We start from the raw sequence: 15,418 nt of genomic DNA, 5'->3' as shown, positions 1-15,418 counted from the left end.
TATATTCAATAGCTACAAGCGCCATTTATACTATACATCCATAATCATTTTATTTAAGTTATGATAAAAATTTAACCCAGTAAAGTGACAGATTATATCATAGTAGATGATTCGTTAAAAAAATTACTTGTTTTTTAAAATTTTACAAAAAACGTGTTAAAATTACTGCGAGCTTAAAAATTTGCTACATAAAATTTTATTTTGCTACAAACATTAAGCTATATTTCATGAAAGGTGACTGCAATATAATATTGTAGAAACATCGTAGTTTAGGTATTTATGGTGTCACGGGGGAGACTTGAACTCCCGACCTCCGGCTTATGAGATAAATTTTTAAATATCGCTTAAAGCCCTGCTACATCGCCATTACAAACAACTTTTCCCAATAAGCACTAGCCAAGTGTCCCACTTTTGTTCCACTGCAAACCCATGGTACATCTAAAAAACCGCAATGGAATTTATTACTACCGAAGCGTCATCGCACCAAACGCAAGAAAAGTCTTAAAGTGCTCAAGAGAGCTATCTTTCTCCTTGGGGACTTATTCTTTATTAAAAGCCAGAAAATCTGCTAGAATTTATGATAGATATATCTATCTCATAACAAAGGCAGTTGATATGAAGCTAAATCAAGGAATTATAGATTCATTAGTTGATAGTTTTATGCAGGCAAAGGTGGATAAGAGCATAAAAGAGCATTCACTTTTTGATAAAAAGATAGATATTGACTTTGCAGATGCGCTAAATAAGCATTTTAAAGAGGCTTTAAAAGATAATGCCTTTCCTGATTTACTTAATAAAAGTAATGAGACTTTGATAAGTAAGGCTAAAATTTTATCTAACAGTCCAGATGAAGCCATAGATCAAGATGATAAAGCCAGCATAGCTCAAAACTTGCTTGAAAAGCATATACTATCCCTAAACTACCTAATATCAAAGCTTGATAAGAGCACAAACCTTGTGTCTAAAAGACTTAAATTTTTAAGCAAAAAAGATGAAAGTTATAGCTTTGAGCCAAACGATATAGATAGCTTCCAAGATAACATCAACGCTCTAGATGAAGCAAGTGGATTACCTCTTAATAAAGAAGATATCAAAAGCCTAGCTAAAAATTTCTCACATGCCATAATGGCAACTGCCGAGCAACAATACGGACTTAACACTCCTTTTAAGCTAGTAAAAACAAAAGGTGATGAGAGGGATGCGAAGCATATACTAACTAGCGATAGCCATCTAATAGGCAAACGCATAAAAGTAGGAGATAGCAGCTTTGACATGGGTAGCTTAAACGATGAGGCAGTACAAGAATACGAGATAGTGCCATGTTCTCCTAGTCAAAAAAAGATAGAGAGAAGGGAGATCATCACATTAAAAATGGCATTTGAAAATTTTACAGCTAACACTAGCGTTAGTCAAAAGTGGTCAAGTAGCACTATGGATCTGGTAAATATCGTAGGCAATATATTGTTTAAATTTTTTCATCCAAGCAAAGATATCACAACCATATCACGAGATGACCTGCTTAAATTTAGAAATACTTTGGCTCTCATACCAACCAAGCTAAACCAAAAAGCCAAATATAAAGACAAAAGCCTAGAGCAAATCATACATATAGGCAAAAACGATGCCAAGCTATCACAAGTAACCATACAAAAATATATGATAAGAGTAGTGCAGTTCTTTAAGTATTGCTATAACAGCGACTACATAAGTAAGAGCATCGTAAATGATCTAAACGTAAAAGTAGAGATAAATCCAATGGAGCGTAAGGTTCTGCCTTATAGCAAAGAAGAGGCTAATGCTATCTTTAAAATAGTCCAAAATTTTAAAGAGACCAACAAGTCACCAAGCAAACGCATAAGTGCAAATGATCTATACTATATAACCATGATAGCAGCATATAGTGGCATGAGGATAAACGAGATAGTTCAGCTAAGAGCACGTGACATTGTGCAACACAATAATGTGCTTTGCTTTAGTGTAAATAGAGATGATGGCAAGAGCACCAAAAATATAAACTCCATAAGGCTTGTGCCAGTCCATAGCAAGCTAATAGAGTTTGGACTAATGGAGTTTGTAAAACAAAGAGCTAGTGCAAATAAAAGCATCTTCAAAGTAAGTAACAAAGACTTTTCAGAAATTTTTAGATCACAAATACAACGAAAGCTAATAAGCAGCGACAAGCAAAAGACTTTTTACTCATTTAGGCACTACTTTATAGATACGCTTGTCCAACAAGAAGTAGAGCCAAATATCATAGCTCAAATAGTAGGACATGAGAAGCAGTATAAAATTTTACTCGGAACATATGCTACAAATATAAATGCTAGTGTTTTAAAAGCAAAAGTAGAAATGGTGTGCTATTAGATATTAGACGTATGGTTTATATAGTGGATACATACTTCCTTTTATAAACCATAATCTATTACATGATTTTATACTTAATCCTTTATATTATGCTCTTTAGCATAGCTTAGTATCTTTTGCCTAAGATCTTCTGGAAAGCTATCTCTATACATCACTGGTGTTAGAGGGTTTAGCTTTTTATCTAATTTACCAGCCTCATATAGTCTTGTTAGCTCTTCTGGTGTGTTATAGTATGGTGCATTTGGATATCCCTCTGGTGGGGTTAGGGACATTATTTTGGCTTCTAGGAGGGTGGAGTCGATAAAAAGAGAAATATCCCTCTCTTCCATTTCTTGCGGAAATCCAGGAACTTCATATTTGTCTTGGAAATTTGGTAATTCTTTTTTTACATAAGAAACAAATTCCTCCCTCGTGGTCTCATTTGCGTCTATGTCTCTAGGGTCTAGTAGTTTGCCTTCATCCTCTACGAGTTCTCTTAGGTCTTTATATAAAGAATTATCTGGCATAGCCGCTACCCCGCCTCTATTAAAATCCATCACGAAGTAGCTTCCTACTATCTCATCAAGATAAGGCATCATTCCATATTCATCTAGTGGAGGATTTTTAGCTAGTTTCCTAAATTCTTCAGCCATTTGTAAATTTTTATTTAGACCTACTAGATAGGTAGAGTATTCAAACATGTCGGCTAATGCCTCTAAGGCTCCGTCTTGACCAAGCTGGGCTGATAGAAACATTGATTGATATGCTCTTGCTTTAAATCCTGCATAACCTAATCCAACTCCTCCTGAAAATCCAACAGTGCTTCCTAATACTCCAGCACATATATTCCACTCAGCTGCAAATAATTCTGATTTTAATGTACCTTTGTGAGCATTTACTTCATCATAAATTTCAGCATACTCTGGCTTTGTTAGTTTGCCATTACTATCCACTCTACCTATGGCATCATCTGGGATATCTATCATAGTGCATTTTAGATTGCTTCTTTTTACTAGATAGATATATCTATCTCTTTTATCTTTTAGGCTTTCATAGTAGGCTTTTTCTGATTTAGTCCAAGGAGATAGTTTATTTGAGCTTGATTTATAGCTAATGTCTAGCCATGGTTTAAATGCTAAATAGTCTGTTTGACCTAGAGAATTTGGTTTAGGGTTATAGTATAAGGGTTTATAGTTCTTATATGGGGATGAGTCTAGGATGGAGCGGGAATCTAGAACTAGCTTAGATAATAAGTCATTATGTGTTTGGCCTTTTATCTCATTTTCTGAAACAATCAAATTTGTCTTTTTATCAAATTTTACCTCTCTGCCATTGTGGGCTATAACCGTATATGTATTACTATTATCCATTAAATTTCCTTTATCTTGTAATTTTCCTTTGCTTATTACCACTACTACTGCGACTGCTAAAAGAGCTATGATGATAAATATTATCTTCTTCATTGATTATCCTATATATAGACCATCTTCCATAACTATGGTAGTGGCTAGACGACCTACTAGGCGAGGAGACATATCTTTTTTGCCTCTAGATTTGTTTTTAGGAAATCTACACCCCACATATATGCCCTTTATGTTATTGTTACCTATAATATCAAGAGCTTCTACTAGATCTCTTGAGAGGTTGCGGTGAGTATTGCCATAGTTGGTGTTAAAAATTCCTAGTCTAAGCATATATATAATATTTGCAGCCTCTTGATAGGCATCTATCGGATATTTTGGTTTGCCTGCTGCTTTATTTGGCAATGCGCCATCCTTGTAATTATTGTATATCTCTTTCTCCTCTTTCACATCCAAATTTAACTTCCTTATCTCTACATCAGATTCAGTGTATCTACTTCTAGCATATTTAAAATATCTTGCATCTATCTCATTACCAGCTCCTCTTAGCTCATCTAAGCATAGATAAGCACTAAGGTTATTTAGTGCTAGTTTAGAGGCTAGGTTAAAAGATAGTTTGTTTTTCTTATGGTCTATGTCGTAGTATATAAATGAGTTATAGTCTAGTCCTCCACTACTTATATTAGCTCCTAGAAATAGTCTATTTAAATTTAGGCTTATATAGTTTTGATAGATCATTACTGGATAGTAGCAATAGCTATTTGTACTATTTTTATCATAAGCTTCTTTTATAGACATAGGTTTATATGAGATATTATTTAGCGCGTAAGCTTCATTAAATTTATATGTATATCTTGTATGCATTATCTCGTTGTAGTTCTCTTCTAGTTTTTCATAGGATGTTTTCCAGAGTTCTAATGCACCACTAACCATAGAAGCACCTATGCTCTTGCCTAATGATCCTGCATAATCTTTTATTAGTCTCTTTATCTCTTGAAAATCTGTATAGCTAAACCTATGAGTATATCTCATAAAGGTATATGTTGTGATCTCTGTATAAGTTATACTTAGTTTATAATACTCCATCGCCATATGAAGCCTAAAAGCATTTGAAGCTTGAATGATTAGATTAAGCTTTGAATGTTGTAAAACTACGCTTGTAGTTTTTAGACTTGTTATTAGCAAGATATATCTATCTATCTCTTTAGTCTTTCTTGCACCAAGTAGGCTTTTTACTAAATTTAATACCCCAAGCTCATCAAGAAATGTTTCTCTTAGTGCCTTTGCGTCTTTATTAAATATATAAGAGCCAAGTGATTCATATATCTTAGATATGCCATCTTCACCAACAAATTTTGCTAGTGGAAATACCTCTTCTATAGTAGTTTTTACTAATAATGAGGTTACTTCTTTATTTATATCTCTATCATTGCTATATGCTATATCTTTTAAATTTATAGCCTCTTTTAGAATGTTTTTATTCTTGGTGGTGATAGCCTCTTTTATAGTAGCTTCATCTTTTTTATAGTTCTCATCTATCTTGTCAGCTTGTTCTATAAGAAGTTTCATTAGATCTTTTTGCAAAGGGTCTTTGATATCTGCATTCTTACCAACTTCATTTTCAGCTAAAAGCTCTTCTACACTAACTACATCTTTGTTATTTACTCCATCCATATATTTAGAAATTTCTTCTATACATAGATACTCGCCACTTTTTAGACCACTACTTTTTACTGAGTCTTTGTAGAAAAATAACTTTAAATCTCTATCAAAAATTCTTATTATAGAGTTTGAGTGCAAAGCTTTTATCTTATCATCTTCTATTACTATATATTCATCACCATCTTTAATGCTTTTCTTTATCATTTTTTTTGAATAGCTTTTAGTTATTATAAAGTAAGCTACGCCAAGAGATAGTGCCTCTATGAAAGAGTAGCGTTTTGGGAGGGTTTGTATTATACGTTGCATTTGTGATTGGTATTCATCTGCGGTTGATGAGCCATTTTTTATATCATCTATAAGTTGGCTTGAGATATTGCTATTGTTATATGCTTCAGCCTCTCTTCTGTTTAAGGCGTTTTCATTTACCTTATCAAATACTGCTTTAAAAGAGAGAGTTACCTTTTTCATATACTCTTCTTCGCTTTTTTTGATCTTCTCCATATCATTTGGTTGCTTAACATAAGCATTTACGTGAGAGAAATTTGTCTTAAATAACTCTTCGTATTTGGTGTAATTATCAAGATAGTTAGTATCATCTTGATAGGCGATCTCTTTAAATTCTTCCCTCTTTTGCTCTATGTTGTCTATATATTTTTTATCTATCCTTGCAAATGGAGATAAATTTAAGACAAGAGTTGATTTATTGTTTTCTTTATTGATATTTATGCTGTACTGGCTGTAATCCTTAATAGGACTTAGGGTTTTTATGTCAGTAAATTTTTGTTTTACTAGGTTGGATTTGTTGGGTCTATTTAGCCCGTCTTCTATCACTTGATCTAGGCATTTACTTATTACTTCTTCTCTTAGCCCTGCACTTGATCTAAAAGGAGAATTTGAAAGAACGATATAGTTTTTATTTAAATTAGAAAAGTCCTTGCTATTCATCTCGTCGTTTGTAGATTTGCCGTTTTTGTTAGACTTATCTGATATTAGATTGGCTAGTTTTACGGAATTAAAATTTGAAGCGCAGATGAAATTTAGGTTTGCATTTAGTCCTTTTATTTGATCCTTTAGTCTTTTAAAGAGCGTATCATCACTAGAGCCAAAGCCTAAGTTTTTATTTACTATATCATAAGAGCAAACGTCCTTAGTGTGATCAAATACCGACAGATCATCCAAATGACCAAACACACTATATCCCTCATCTGCATTGCAATTAACCTCATTTAGGTTATTGTCGTCTCTAAAGTAGATATAGTCTAAATTTAGATGGGTAAAGTCTATAAAAAAGCCAGAGTTAGAGGATTTATCTTGTTTAAAAACTAATACATTGCAACTTGAGTTTATATTTAGAGTATTTATAATAGAAGCAAATCTAGATGTGAAAAAGCTAAGGATAGGTAAGGTTACGCCATAAAGAGATCTATTACTTTGATGCTCAACCATCTTGTAGGTTAATTTACTAAGCTCATAGAATAAAAAGCATCCGTTTGCCTTTTTAAGCGCTGCCTTTGGATCACTTAGATCAACTATGCTTAGTATAAAAAGAAATATTTGCTTTAGCAAAAACTCTCCGCTTTCTTTATTTAACTCGCTTAAATTCTTATCTAGCTCTCTAAAACACTCTTCAATACTTTTTTCAAATTTAGCTCCATCTAGTCCCTCGCTAGATATCAAAGAGCTAGCATCACTTAGTAGATCATTTTTTAAGGTATTTAGGCACTCTTTTACAATATCTTTGGCGTCGTCGTAGTTGGATACTACGGTCTCAAACATATCATAAAAGCTTATAGCTTCTGTCTTTGTTTCACCCATGCTTTTTAGCAAATTTCTCTCATGCTCATCCTGAGCAGCTTCAAGTTCAGCTTCATATCTTGCTTTGCTTTTTATGGGGCTTATCTTCTCTTTTAAATTTGCAAAAAACTTGTCAACTGCACTCTTTTTATGGACAATCTTTACTGGTATATCTCTATATTCAAATTCTCTTATTCTATTTAGTTTGCTATCAGTAAAGCTCTCTTTATCTATATAAAAGTCAGATACGATCGACACATCTTTTTTATCTCTCTTCTTAGAAAATATTAGATTAGATATGATCTCATTAGCTATGCCGTTAGAGTACGATGTGAGTGAATTCAAACTAGATGTATAAAGAGTTACGCATTTCGCATCAGCCATATACTCTTTTATCTTTTTTAATGTCTCTTCGCAAGAGTAGGTTATATTTATTTCGTTGTTTTGCATATTAAGCCACCACTACTGTTTTTGATATTTTATTGTGATTGTATTTATAATATTATTAATTTATTATGGGCTAAAGGAAGGTAGGAAATGTTTAATACTTGGGCTTATATTTTTTAGTTTGCCAAGTTAGTTAGATAAAGCCATCTAAATTTATATCATAATTATGCTATAATCATGTCATATTATTAAAAGGAAATAGCATATGCCTCAAATAGTACCTATAAAAGAGCTTAGAAACACAAATGAAATTTCACAGCTATGCAATAGCAAGGATGAGCCAGTGTTTGTCACTAAAAATGGCTATGGCGACTTGGTTGTGATGAGTATAAAGACATATGATAAGCTAGTAGCCACAGCCGATATAGATAGCGCTATCGCATCATCTGAAGCTAAGATAACAGCAGATACAAAGATGCTAGAAGCAAAAGATGTTTTTGCTAGTTTAAAAGATAAGTATCTTGAATAAATATAAAGTCCTTATCTCACCACAAGCCTATGAAGAGCTTGAAGCGATTTATAAATATATCGCACTATCTTTGCTCTCGTCAGGTGCTGCAAACTCTACACTAGAGGCTATCAAAAACGCTATTCTTAGCCTAGATGAGATGCCAAATCGTGGTGCTATTAGAAAAGTTGGCAGATATGTCAATATGGGCTATAGACAGCTATTTGTTAAAAACTACACAGTGATTTATAGGGTCAATGAAAAAGATAAGGCTGTTATAATCATCACTATTAGATATACACCAAGCGCTTTTTAGAAATAACTTCAATAATATCTATCTAGAAAAATATTCTCCAAATCCAAACACTCTTTACACCTGTAAAATATACATCACATACTATACATGACGTCACCTACTGCATGTTACATCATGTACTATACATTACATCATGTGCTGCATGTGACATCACATACTTGACGTGACATCAAGTACTGCACATTACATCACATGCAGTATGCTACATTATGAATTTATTTGTTATAATCCAAAAAATTTAATGCCAGTTTTTAGCATATTTATCAACATTTTTAGTATGTTGATAAACTTACTTAGCAAGCTCGGTCCGAGCTTGCTGTAAGGTCTTAGCCAGACGGGCGAAATTTTTATTTACTAAGATACAACCTAAACAAAACTTTATCCATTAAAGATTACTTTTGTCGATAAAATGTCTAAGTTTTATTTAAGAAAAACTCGTTCATCATGCTGTAAAAATAGTCAATAAAGCAACAGCCATTATTAAAGCCACTCGAATCATCATTAGCGTTTGTCTCTAGGCTAGTTGGATTTGCCGACATTGCGAGCAGACTTGCTTTTTTACTTTTGCCTTATAGTTCATCTAATTTTCAGGATTTAGTATCTCTTTTGTTTCCTCATCGCTTAGTTTATAGCGGTAAAATCTGAGGTAAAATTTTTTGACTTCGTCTTCTAAATTTAGCTCGGTAAAAATTTCAGGATAAAAGATTTTGGCTAGCCAAAGTGGCTGTAAAGCACCCTCAGCGCTTCTAACCGACCATAGATATACCCCACTAGGCACGACATATACGGCACCGTTTTTAACGGCTTTTATGTTACTAAACGGAGGATTTTTTAATATTTTTTCCTTGCCTTCGCGCGAATTTGTTATGATGATGTCAGGATTTAGGATGATAATTTGTTCCTCGTTTATTATCTTTGAGATTTTAAAATCAGTTTCATTGTCTTGAGAGCTTAAATTTATCCCGCCAGCGATTTTTATGTATTCCGCACCGATATCTTTGGTGGTTATGGTAGTGAAATTTCCAGAGTTAAAATTTAAGGCCAAAACCCGCTTTTTATCCTTGACATTTTGTACTTTCTCGCTTACAAATTTTATATTTTTGTCAAAATATGTGTTAAATTCGCTAGCCCTTTTTATAGCATCACCGCCCAAAATTTCAGCGATTTTACTAACTGATCCTTTTATCTCGCTAGGGTTACTAAATTTATTGATATTTACGACCGCGATGCCTGCTGCTTCTAGCTGTGCCTTTTGATTTTCGTCAAATATCATGCCTAGTGGCCCAAAAACCACCTGAGTATTTGAGGCAATGATAGTTTCAACACTGCTTGTTAATGAGCCGCTGATGTTATTTGTCATTCTTATTTTAGGGAAAATTTTACTCATCATTTTTGGCAACTTCGGTGCTCCCGAAATGATCTTGCTTTCATCACTTAGCATTGCACTCATCTGAGTAAAAGCCCCTATCGTGGGCGTCACGCGCTCTACATTATCAGGTATTTGCACCTCTTTGCCATCGTCATCAACGACGATACGCGCCTGCAAGATACAAACCGCCAAAATCAAAATCGCCAAAATTTTTCTCATTTTTTCTCCTTAAATGATCGGTACGCAGGAGTAGACGCTTCTGCCCTCGATCTCGTTTTTTACTACTCTGATATCCGCGCCATATGCGAGCCTTAAATTTTCATCTGTTATCGCTTCGCTCGCGCTGCCGTAGATGATGTTTTGATCCCTTTTTAAAAGCGCGACCTTGGCGTCTATATAAAAAGCATGCTCGGCAAAGTGCGAAGTCATAATAACCTTATTTCCTTGAGCGGCAAGCTCTTTTACTGCTTTTAGAATTTTTATTTGGTTGCCAAAATCTAAATTTGATGCAGGCTCATCAAGCATAATAGCCTTTGCTTCCTGCGCTAAAGCTCTTGCTATCAAGACCATTTGCCTTTCGCCGCCGCTGATATCGGTGTAAATTTTATCTGCAAATTCGCTTATCCCTAGTATTTCAAGCTTTTGAAGGGCTATCTTTACGTCATTTGCGCTAGGGCTTTCAAATGTTCCGATAAAGGGTGAGCGCCCCATTAAAACGACGTCTAAAACCTTAAAAGCAAATGGCGGAGTGTGAGCTTGAGGCACGTAGCTAACGAGCTTTGCACGTTCTTTATCGTTTAAGGCGAAAAAATTTCGTCCGTCAGCTAAAATTTCCCCGCCAAAAGGTTTTAAAAATCCCAAAATCGTCTTAAAAACCGTCGTCTTACCCACGCCATTTGGCCCTAACAAGCATAAAATTTCACCATCTTTTAGCTCTGCATTAAAGTCCTTTACGACTAGCTTTTTGCCGTATCCGCAGCTTAAATTTTTTATCTCAAATTTCACAGCCAACCCTTTTTGCTTTGATAAAGCAGGTAGATAAAAACCGGTGCGCCGATAAGTGAGGTGATGATGCCAAGGGGCATTTCACTAGCCATAGCGCATCTTGCGATCGTATCTACCACTAGTAAAAATAGTGCTCCAATTAGCATTGAAGCGGGCAAGAGGACGTTAAAATTTGCCCCCACGATAGAGCGAGCTATGTGTGGCACGATGAGCCCAACCCAGCCTATGATACCGCAAAATGCCACGCTAGAAGCTGTCAGTAAAGTAGAGGCGCAGATGATGATGAGGCTATAAAATTTGACATTGACGCCCATAGCCTTTGCTTCTTCTTCGCCAAATGCCAAGATATTTAGTCTAAATCTAAGCAAAAACAGAGGCACCAAGCAAAGCGCCGTGACGCCTAGCATATAAAGGACGTTTTGATATCCTCCGGTGCGAGCTAGGCTACCCATCAACCAAAATGTAATCTCCGGTAGCTTGTTTTCACTATCTGCTAGAAATTTTAAAAGCGAGCTAAAGGCGGCGAAAAGCGAAGATATGACGACGCCTGAGAGAACCATTATGATGACGTTTAGCTTGCCTCTAGCGATTAGCTGGCTTAAGAAAACCACCGCAAAAACAGCCGCAAGTCCAAAGCCAAAAGCTGCTAGCGAGACATAAAGTACAGGTAGAGATAGGATGATAGCGATGCTAGCGCCCACCGCCGCGCCACTAGAGACGCCCAGGATATCTGGGGAGACTAGGGGATTTTTAAAAAGCCCCTGATATACAGCACCAGACGCAGAAAGGGCAGCTCCTACAAGCACCGCAAAGGCGATGCGAGGAAGTCTGATCTGTGTTATGACAGCGTTTGCCTGCTCATTTTGTGCGCTTGAGCCTGTTATTAAAGAGTAAAGGCTATTAAAAATTTCAGACGCAGTGAGACTATATCTGCCAAGAGCTAGAGAAGCAAAGGCACAAACTATCAGCACGATCGTTAAAATAGTAAAAAAGACTTTGTTACTCAAATTTTACCTCGCCTACATCGTACCACATAGCGTAGCTTTTTGTCGCGCGGTAAAATTTAACTCCGCTTTTATCTTTTACCAGCCATTTATCTACGTTTTTTCTATAAATTTTCTCTTTTTCTTTTGGGATCTCGCCTACAAATTTTAAAAACTCATAAGCCTCGTCCTTGCTCGTAAAACTTTTTTCATAAACGGTGTCAAATATCCGCACATTTACGTTTGCACCCAGATCATAAAGCATATTAAAAGTGACGTTGTAGCCAAACATTCTAGGATTTTCATTTATGAAAGGCGGACGCTTAGAGGCTCTTTCGTCGATGCCTGCAAGCAAATCCATCCAAATTTCTCTAAGACTTGGATAGTCTTCTAAAAAGCTAGTTATGCATACGTATTTTTTCGATGCTTCGTTTAGTCTTTTTATATCTCCAAGACCAACTGAGCGAGAGGCGACGACGACGTCGTGCTTGCCGATCATATCTAGCGCATCGCTATCTAGCCAGCTTTTTTGCATAAATTTTATATTTTTTACGTCAGCGTTTTTGGCGTTTTGCTTACAAAATTTAAGCATCTCTCCAAACGCATCAAGCGCGGTTAGGCTTTTAGCCCGTCTAGCCATAGGTATGCTAAGGCGTCCAGGCCCGCAGCCAACGTCTAGCACGCTATCTCTATCTGTAACAGGCAAGGCATCAACTAAAATTTGTGCGCTATGCTTTTCAAGCTCAGCCATGCCGTTATACATCACAGCTACTTTGTCCCAATCAACCGCACTCCCGCCAGCTCCATCTCTAGTCATAGGCGCAAATTTGAGTTCTCTAATCGCCTGCCAGTTTAGTAGTCCTTGCATGGTTGCTCCCTTAAAATTTGACTTGAGCAGAAAGCATAAAGGTTCTGCTTTGTCCCAAGAAAAGCGAAGTTCCTCTAGCTGCGATCGCTCCGTCTACGTCAGAAGGGAACATTCCTGCCCAATATTTTTTATCAAAGAGATTGTTTATGTTAAATCTTATAGTTGTCTCTTTGCCTAGCCAATTTTTAGTAGTATATCTAGCTCCAACATCTGTTGTAAAGTAGCCATTTACGCTATGAGCGTTGGCATTGTCGATGTAGCGTTTGCCTGTGTAGTGGAAATTCGTTGTAAATGCAAGTTTGTTTGTGCTAGGAACTACGTAGTCAAACAAGACATTTGCTTGAAATTTTGGCTCACCGATAACAGTTTTTCCCTCAGACACGCCATCTTTAGCATTTTTTATCTTAGCATCAAGAAGTGTAAAACCGCCATAAACACTTAAAGTATCAACAAGCTTTCCTCCAGTAGTTAGCTCAAAGCCGCGGTTTCTTTGTGTGCCTTGAATTTTATACTCTGCATTTGCTCCGCTACCGACTAGATATGCTACTGGACGTTTGATCTCAAATATCGCAGCTGATAGATCAAGCTCACCTAGTCTAGCTTTCGCACCGATCTCGTATTGTTTGCTTCTAAATGGTTCTACCACTAAAGTCTCGCCTTTTCTAGCTCCATTTGAAAATGTATATGTTGTTCCTTCATTTGAGATGCTATCTGCATAAGTAGTGTAAAGGCTTACGTTTTCAACTGGCTTATAAACAAGACTTACGCCATAGTTAAAGCCACTTTTATCGTAATTTTTCTCTTTAGAAGGATCTAGGTTGTAGCTCGTAAACCAGCTCCTTGAGACCGATAAGATCGTGCTAAAGTGGTCATTAAATTTAATATCATCAACGATAGATATGTTTTTCATATCGCTACTACTTCTTTTATATGTGCCACTGCCCTTTTTTACGTGAGGGTCGTTAAAGACTCTTGGATTATATAAATTTGATATGCCAAGATTTGCTCTGCCGCCACTATTTCTAGCACTATAAATAGTCCAGCGGTAGCCATTTGTAGCTAGAGCAAAGTTATGATCCAAAAAGCCAGTTTGGAAATTTGTATTTCCTTTTAAGAACCAGCTATCTACATCAAATCTACCAGATGCTCCGTTACCACCACTTTTAACAACCCTATAATCACCATTTTCATTTAAAAACGTCCCGCTTGTACCATACATATCTCGGATCGCTTTTTGCCATTGGTAGCCACCTTCAAAGTACCAATTCTCACTCGGAGCGTATTTTAGTTTCACGCTAGCCGTCGTAGTTTTTAGATGGTTGCCACCAAAAGTTTGTTCGAGCCCTTTTTTTGTGTCTTTTGCGGGATTAGGGACGTCGAAGTTAGCTACGCCGTTTGTTAGTGGCATACTAAATCCACCTGGCATTCCTGAGTTTTTGTGCTCATAATGGCTAAAATTTGTCTCAAGTGCTAAATCTTCTGTAAGATAAAAGTCAAGTCCCATTGAGGCTAAGCGGCGAGAAAATTTACTATCTTTTGCGTTTTTTGCCCCACCTGAATAGTAAAACACACCTCTATATCCAACCTTTTCAAATTTATCAGAAGTGTCAAGCCCTACGCCTAGATTTGACCTTGAGCTGTAATCAGTCCAGATGATATTTTGAAACGGAACTGGACGCTTACGAGAGTAGAGAAAATATCCAGAAGGTGTAGCGCCGCCATAAAGTGAGCCAGCTATTCCGTTTTGAATTTGCAAGCTCTCAAACATTGCCATTGGAACAGCTGTAGTAGATGTGGAGTAAAAGCCATCCCAAAGAACATTACCAACGACACTTCCTTGAAAGCCGCGAGTTTGCGGACGTCCGATTTCGGCTCCGCCACGATACTGAATTTGAGCCGACGGGAAGTATCTAGCCGCGTCTTCAAAGCCTTTTACGCCTTGGTTATCAAGCACCTCTTTTGATATTGTATTTACTTGATAAGGCATATCTAGCACTTTTTTATCAGCTAATGGGCCAGCAGCAACTCTTTTATCTAAAATTCCTTCATCGATACCGCTTTCGCTGATGTTATCTCCGACTGAATTTACCTCAACACCTTGAAGTTTAGTTGTTTTGATAGCATTTGCTTCTACTACAAATAACGCCAAAACAGCACAAGCAGTAACTGAAAATTTAACTCTCATGTGAATCCTTTTTATAAATATAATTTATTATATTTGGTTTATGAAATATTATATATAGTTACCTTAATATGCAATTTAAGCATAATATATTTTTATAATTTAATAAAATTATTGTATTTAGATTAAAATTTCTTTGCTAAGTGGCTATTTTGCATATTTAAACAAGAAGAGCCGAATTTATTTTACATAAGCAACATTCCACAACCATAAAATGCTAAAATAACAAACAAAATATAAATAGCTAAATTTACAAGCTAGATAAAGCGCCTATACACTGATTTTATAGATAATTTAGCTGCAAAACGGAGAAAAGAAGATAAACATTAGAAAACTAGAAAATGACCTTTGGGAGTCAGCGGACCTTTTGTGCCCAGGCTCAAACCTCACATCGTATCAATACTACGTGCCAATGCTTGGTCTTATCTTTTTGCGATACGCTCTGGAACGAGCTACCTGATTGCTATGATGACGCAAGTGTCTCAGCGTGCAGAGAGAAAATTTACGAGTATGTCTATATGAGATATAGGAGTGTTGCGTAGAATATATCGCAAGTTTGTAAGCAAGCTAGTGTAAATTTACTTAGTAAAATTTGCACGACTAGCTTACTTTGGTGGCTTAAATTTATAGATTACGCTTT

The 15,418-nt window shown here is 36.1% G+C and carries 11 protein-coding genes; 4 read left to right on the top strand and 7 right to left on the bottom strand.

Annotation, left to right across the window (positions count from 1 at the left end):
• The first annotated feature begins 429 nt into the window (after positions 1 to 429).
• Complete coding sequence (locus tag F3G91_RS08115) at positions 430 to 2,364, top strand: site-specific integrase (RefSeq protein ID WP_223227850.1); 1,935 nt, start codon at positions 430 to 432, stop codon at positions 2,362 to 2,364.
• Between the two features lie 74 nt (positions 2,365 to 2,438).
• On the opposite strand, the gene F3G91_RS08110 is transcribed toward F3G91_RS08115, so the two are convergent.
• Both F3G91_RS08110 and F3G91_RS08105 read right to left on the bottom strand, forming a co-directional pair.
• On the bottom strand, positions 2,439 to 3,806 hold the full coding sequence (locus F3G91_RS08110) for a thioredoxin reductase (protein ID WP_149701229.1): 1,368 nt from the start codon (positions 3,804 to 3,806) through the stop codon (positions 2,439 to 2,441).
• A 3-nt stretch (positions 3,807 to 3,809) separates the two neighbouring features.
• Positions 3,810 to 7,610 (bottom strand): hypothetical protein, encoded by a 3,801-nt coding sequence (locus tag F3G91_RS08105; protein WP_149701228.1) that lies wholly within the window; start codon positions 7,608 to 7,610, stop codon positions 3,810 to 3,812.
• 202 nt (positions 7,611 to 7,812) lie between these two features.
• Between F3G91_RS08105 and F3G91_RS08100 the strand changes: the two genes are divergently transcribed.
• Both F3G91_RS08100 and F3G91_RS08095 read left to right on the top strand, forming a co-directional pair.
• Positions 7,813 to 8,076 carry a type II toxin-antitoxin system prevent-host-death family antitoxin gene (locus tag F3G91_RS08100; protein WP_103614475.1) on the top strand — a complete coding sequence of 88 codons (264 nt, stop codon included), beginning with the start codon at positions 7,813 to 7,815 and terminating at the stop codon, positions 8,074 to 8,076.
• On the top strand, positions 8,069 to 8,371 hold the full coding sequence (locus F3G91_RS08095) for a type II toxin-antitoxin system RelE/ParE family toxin (RefSeq protein ID WP_149701227.1): 303 nt from the start codon (positions 8,069 to 8,071) through the stop codon (positions 8,369 to 8,371). Before F3G91_RS08100 ends, F3G91_RS08095 begins: the two co-directional genes overlap by 8 nt.
• Positions 8,372 to 8,951: 580 nt before the next feature.
• Here the strand turns inward: F3G91_RS08095 and F3G91_RS08090 are convergent.
• Genes F3G91_RS08090 through F3G91_RS08070 form a run of 5 tightly spaced genes read right to left on the bottom strand, consistent with a single transcriptional unit; the run spans position 8,952 to position 14,781 of the window.
• Positions 8,952 to 9,959 (bottom strand): ABC transporter substrate-binding protein, encoded by a 1,008-nt coding sequence (locus F3G91_RS08090; RefSeq protein WP_149701226.1) that lies wholly within the window; start codon positions 9,957 to 9,959, stop codon positions 8,952 to 8,954.
• A gap of 9 nt (positions 9,960 to 9,968) precedes the next feature.
• Positions 9,969 to 10,745: an ABC transporter ATP-binding protein gene (locus F3G91_RS08085; protein WP_122873919.1), complete on the bottom strand. Its 777-nt coding sequence runs from the start codon at positions 10,743 to 10,745 to the stop codon at positions 9,969 to 9,971.
• Complete coding sequence (locus F3G91_RS08080) at positions 10,742 to 11,752, bottom strand: FecCD family ABC transporter permease (protein WP_149701225.1); 1,011 nt, start codon at positions 11,750 to 11,752, stop codon at positions 10,742 to 10,744. The genes F3G91_RS08085 and F3G91_RS08080 overlap by 4 nt, the downstream gene beginning before the upstream one ends.
• Positions 11,745 to 12,596, bottom strand: coding sequence for a class I SAM-dependent methyltransferase (locus F3G91_RS08075; protein WP_149701224.1), 852 nt, complete (start codon positions 12,594 to 12,596; stop codon positions 11,745 to 11,747). Before F3G91_RS08075 ends, F3G91_RS08080 begins: the two co-directional genes overlap by 8 nt.
• Before the next feature lie 10 nt (positions 12,597 to 12,606).
• Positions 12,607 to 14,781: a TonB-dependent receptor gene (locus tag F3G91_RS08070; RefSeq protein ID WP_149701223.1), complete on the bottom strand. Its 2,175-nt coding sequence runs from the start codon at positions 14,779 to 14,781 to the stop codon at positions 12,607 to 12,609.
• A gap of 413 nt (positions 14,782 to 15,194) precedes the next feature.
• Here F3G91_RS08070 and F3G91_RS10590 point away from each other — a divergent pair, with 413 nt between their 5' ends.
• The gene (locus F3G91_RS10590) at positions 15,195 to 15,320 is read left to right on the top strand and encodes a hypothetical protein (protein ID WP_262974806.1); all 126 of its coding nucleotides are present in this window, start codon (positions 15,195 to 15,197) and stop codon (positions 15,318 to 15,320) included.
• The last annotated feature ends 98 nt before the right edge of the window (positions 15,321 to 15,418 follow it).

The organism is Campylobacter concisus (assembly GCF_902460715.1).
Taxonomy (GTDB): domain Bacteria; phylum Campylobacterota; class Campylobacteria; order Campylobacterales; family Campylobacteraceae; genus Campylobacter_A; species Campylobacter_A concisus_AK.
The sequence above is the reverse complement of the archived record's forward strand: the minus strand, read 5'-3'. Positions and strand labels throughout refer to the sequence as shown.

What these genes read in the sequence shown, in the direction of transcription:
- F3G91_RS08115 (WP_223227850.1), top strand. Translation starts at nt 430, where the DNA reads ATGGTACATCTAAAAAACCGCAATGGAATTTATTACTACCGAAGCGTC.
- F3G91_RS08110 (WP_149701229.1), bottom strand. Translation starts at nt 3,806, where the DNA reads ATGAAGAAGATAATATTTATCATCATAGCTCTTTTAGCAGTCGCAGTA.
- F3G91_RS08105 (WP_149701228.1), bottom strand. Translation starts at nt 7,610, where the DNA reads ATGCAAAACAACGAAATAAATATAACCTACTCTTGCGAAGAGACATTA.
- F3G91_RS08100 (WP_103614475.1), top strand. Translation starts at nt 7,813, where the DNA reads ATGCCTCAAATAGTACCTATAAAAGAGCTTAGAAACACAAATGAAATT.
- F3G91_RS08090 (WP_149701226.1), bottom strand. Translation starts at nt 9,959, where the DNA reads ATGAGAAAAATTTTGGCGATTTTGATTTTGGCGGTTTGTATCTTGCAG.
- F3G91_RS08075 (WP_149701224.1), bottom strand. Translation starts at nt 12,596, where the DNA reads ATGCAAGGACTACTAAACTGGCAGGCGATTAGAGAACTCAAATTTGCG.
- F3G91_RS08070 (WP_149701223.1), bottom strand. Translation starts at nt 14,781, where the DNA reads ATGAGAGTTAAATTTTCAGTTACTGCTTGTGCTGTTTTGGCGTTATTT.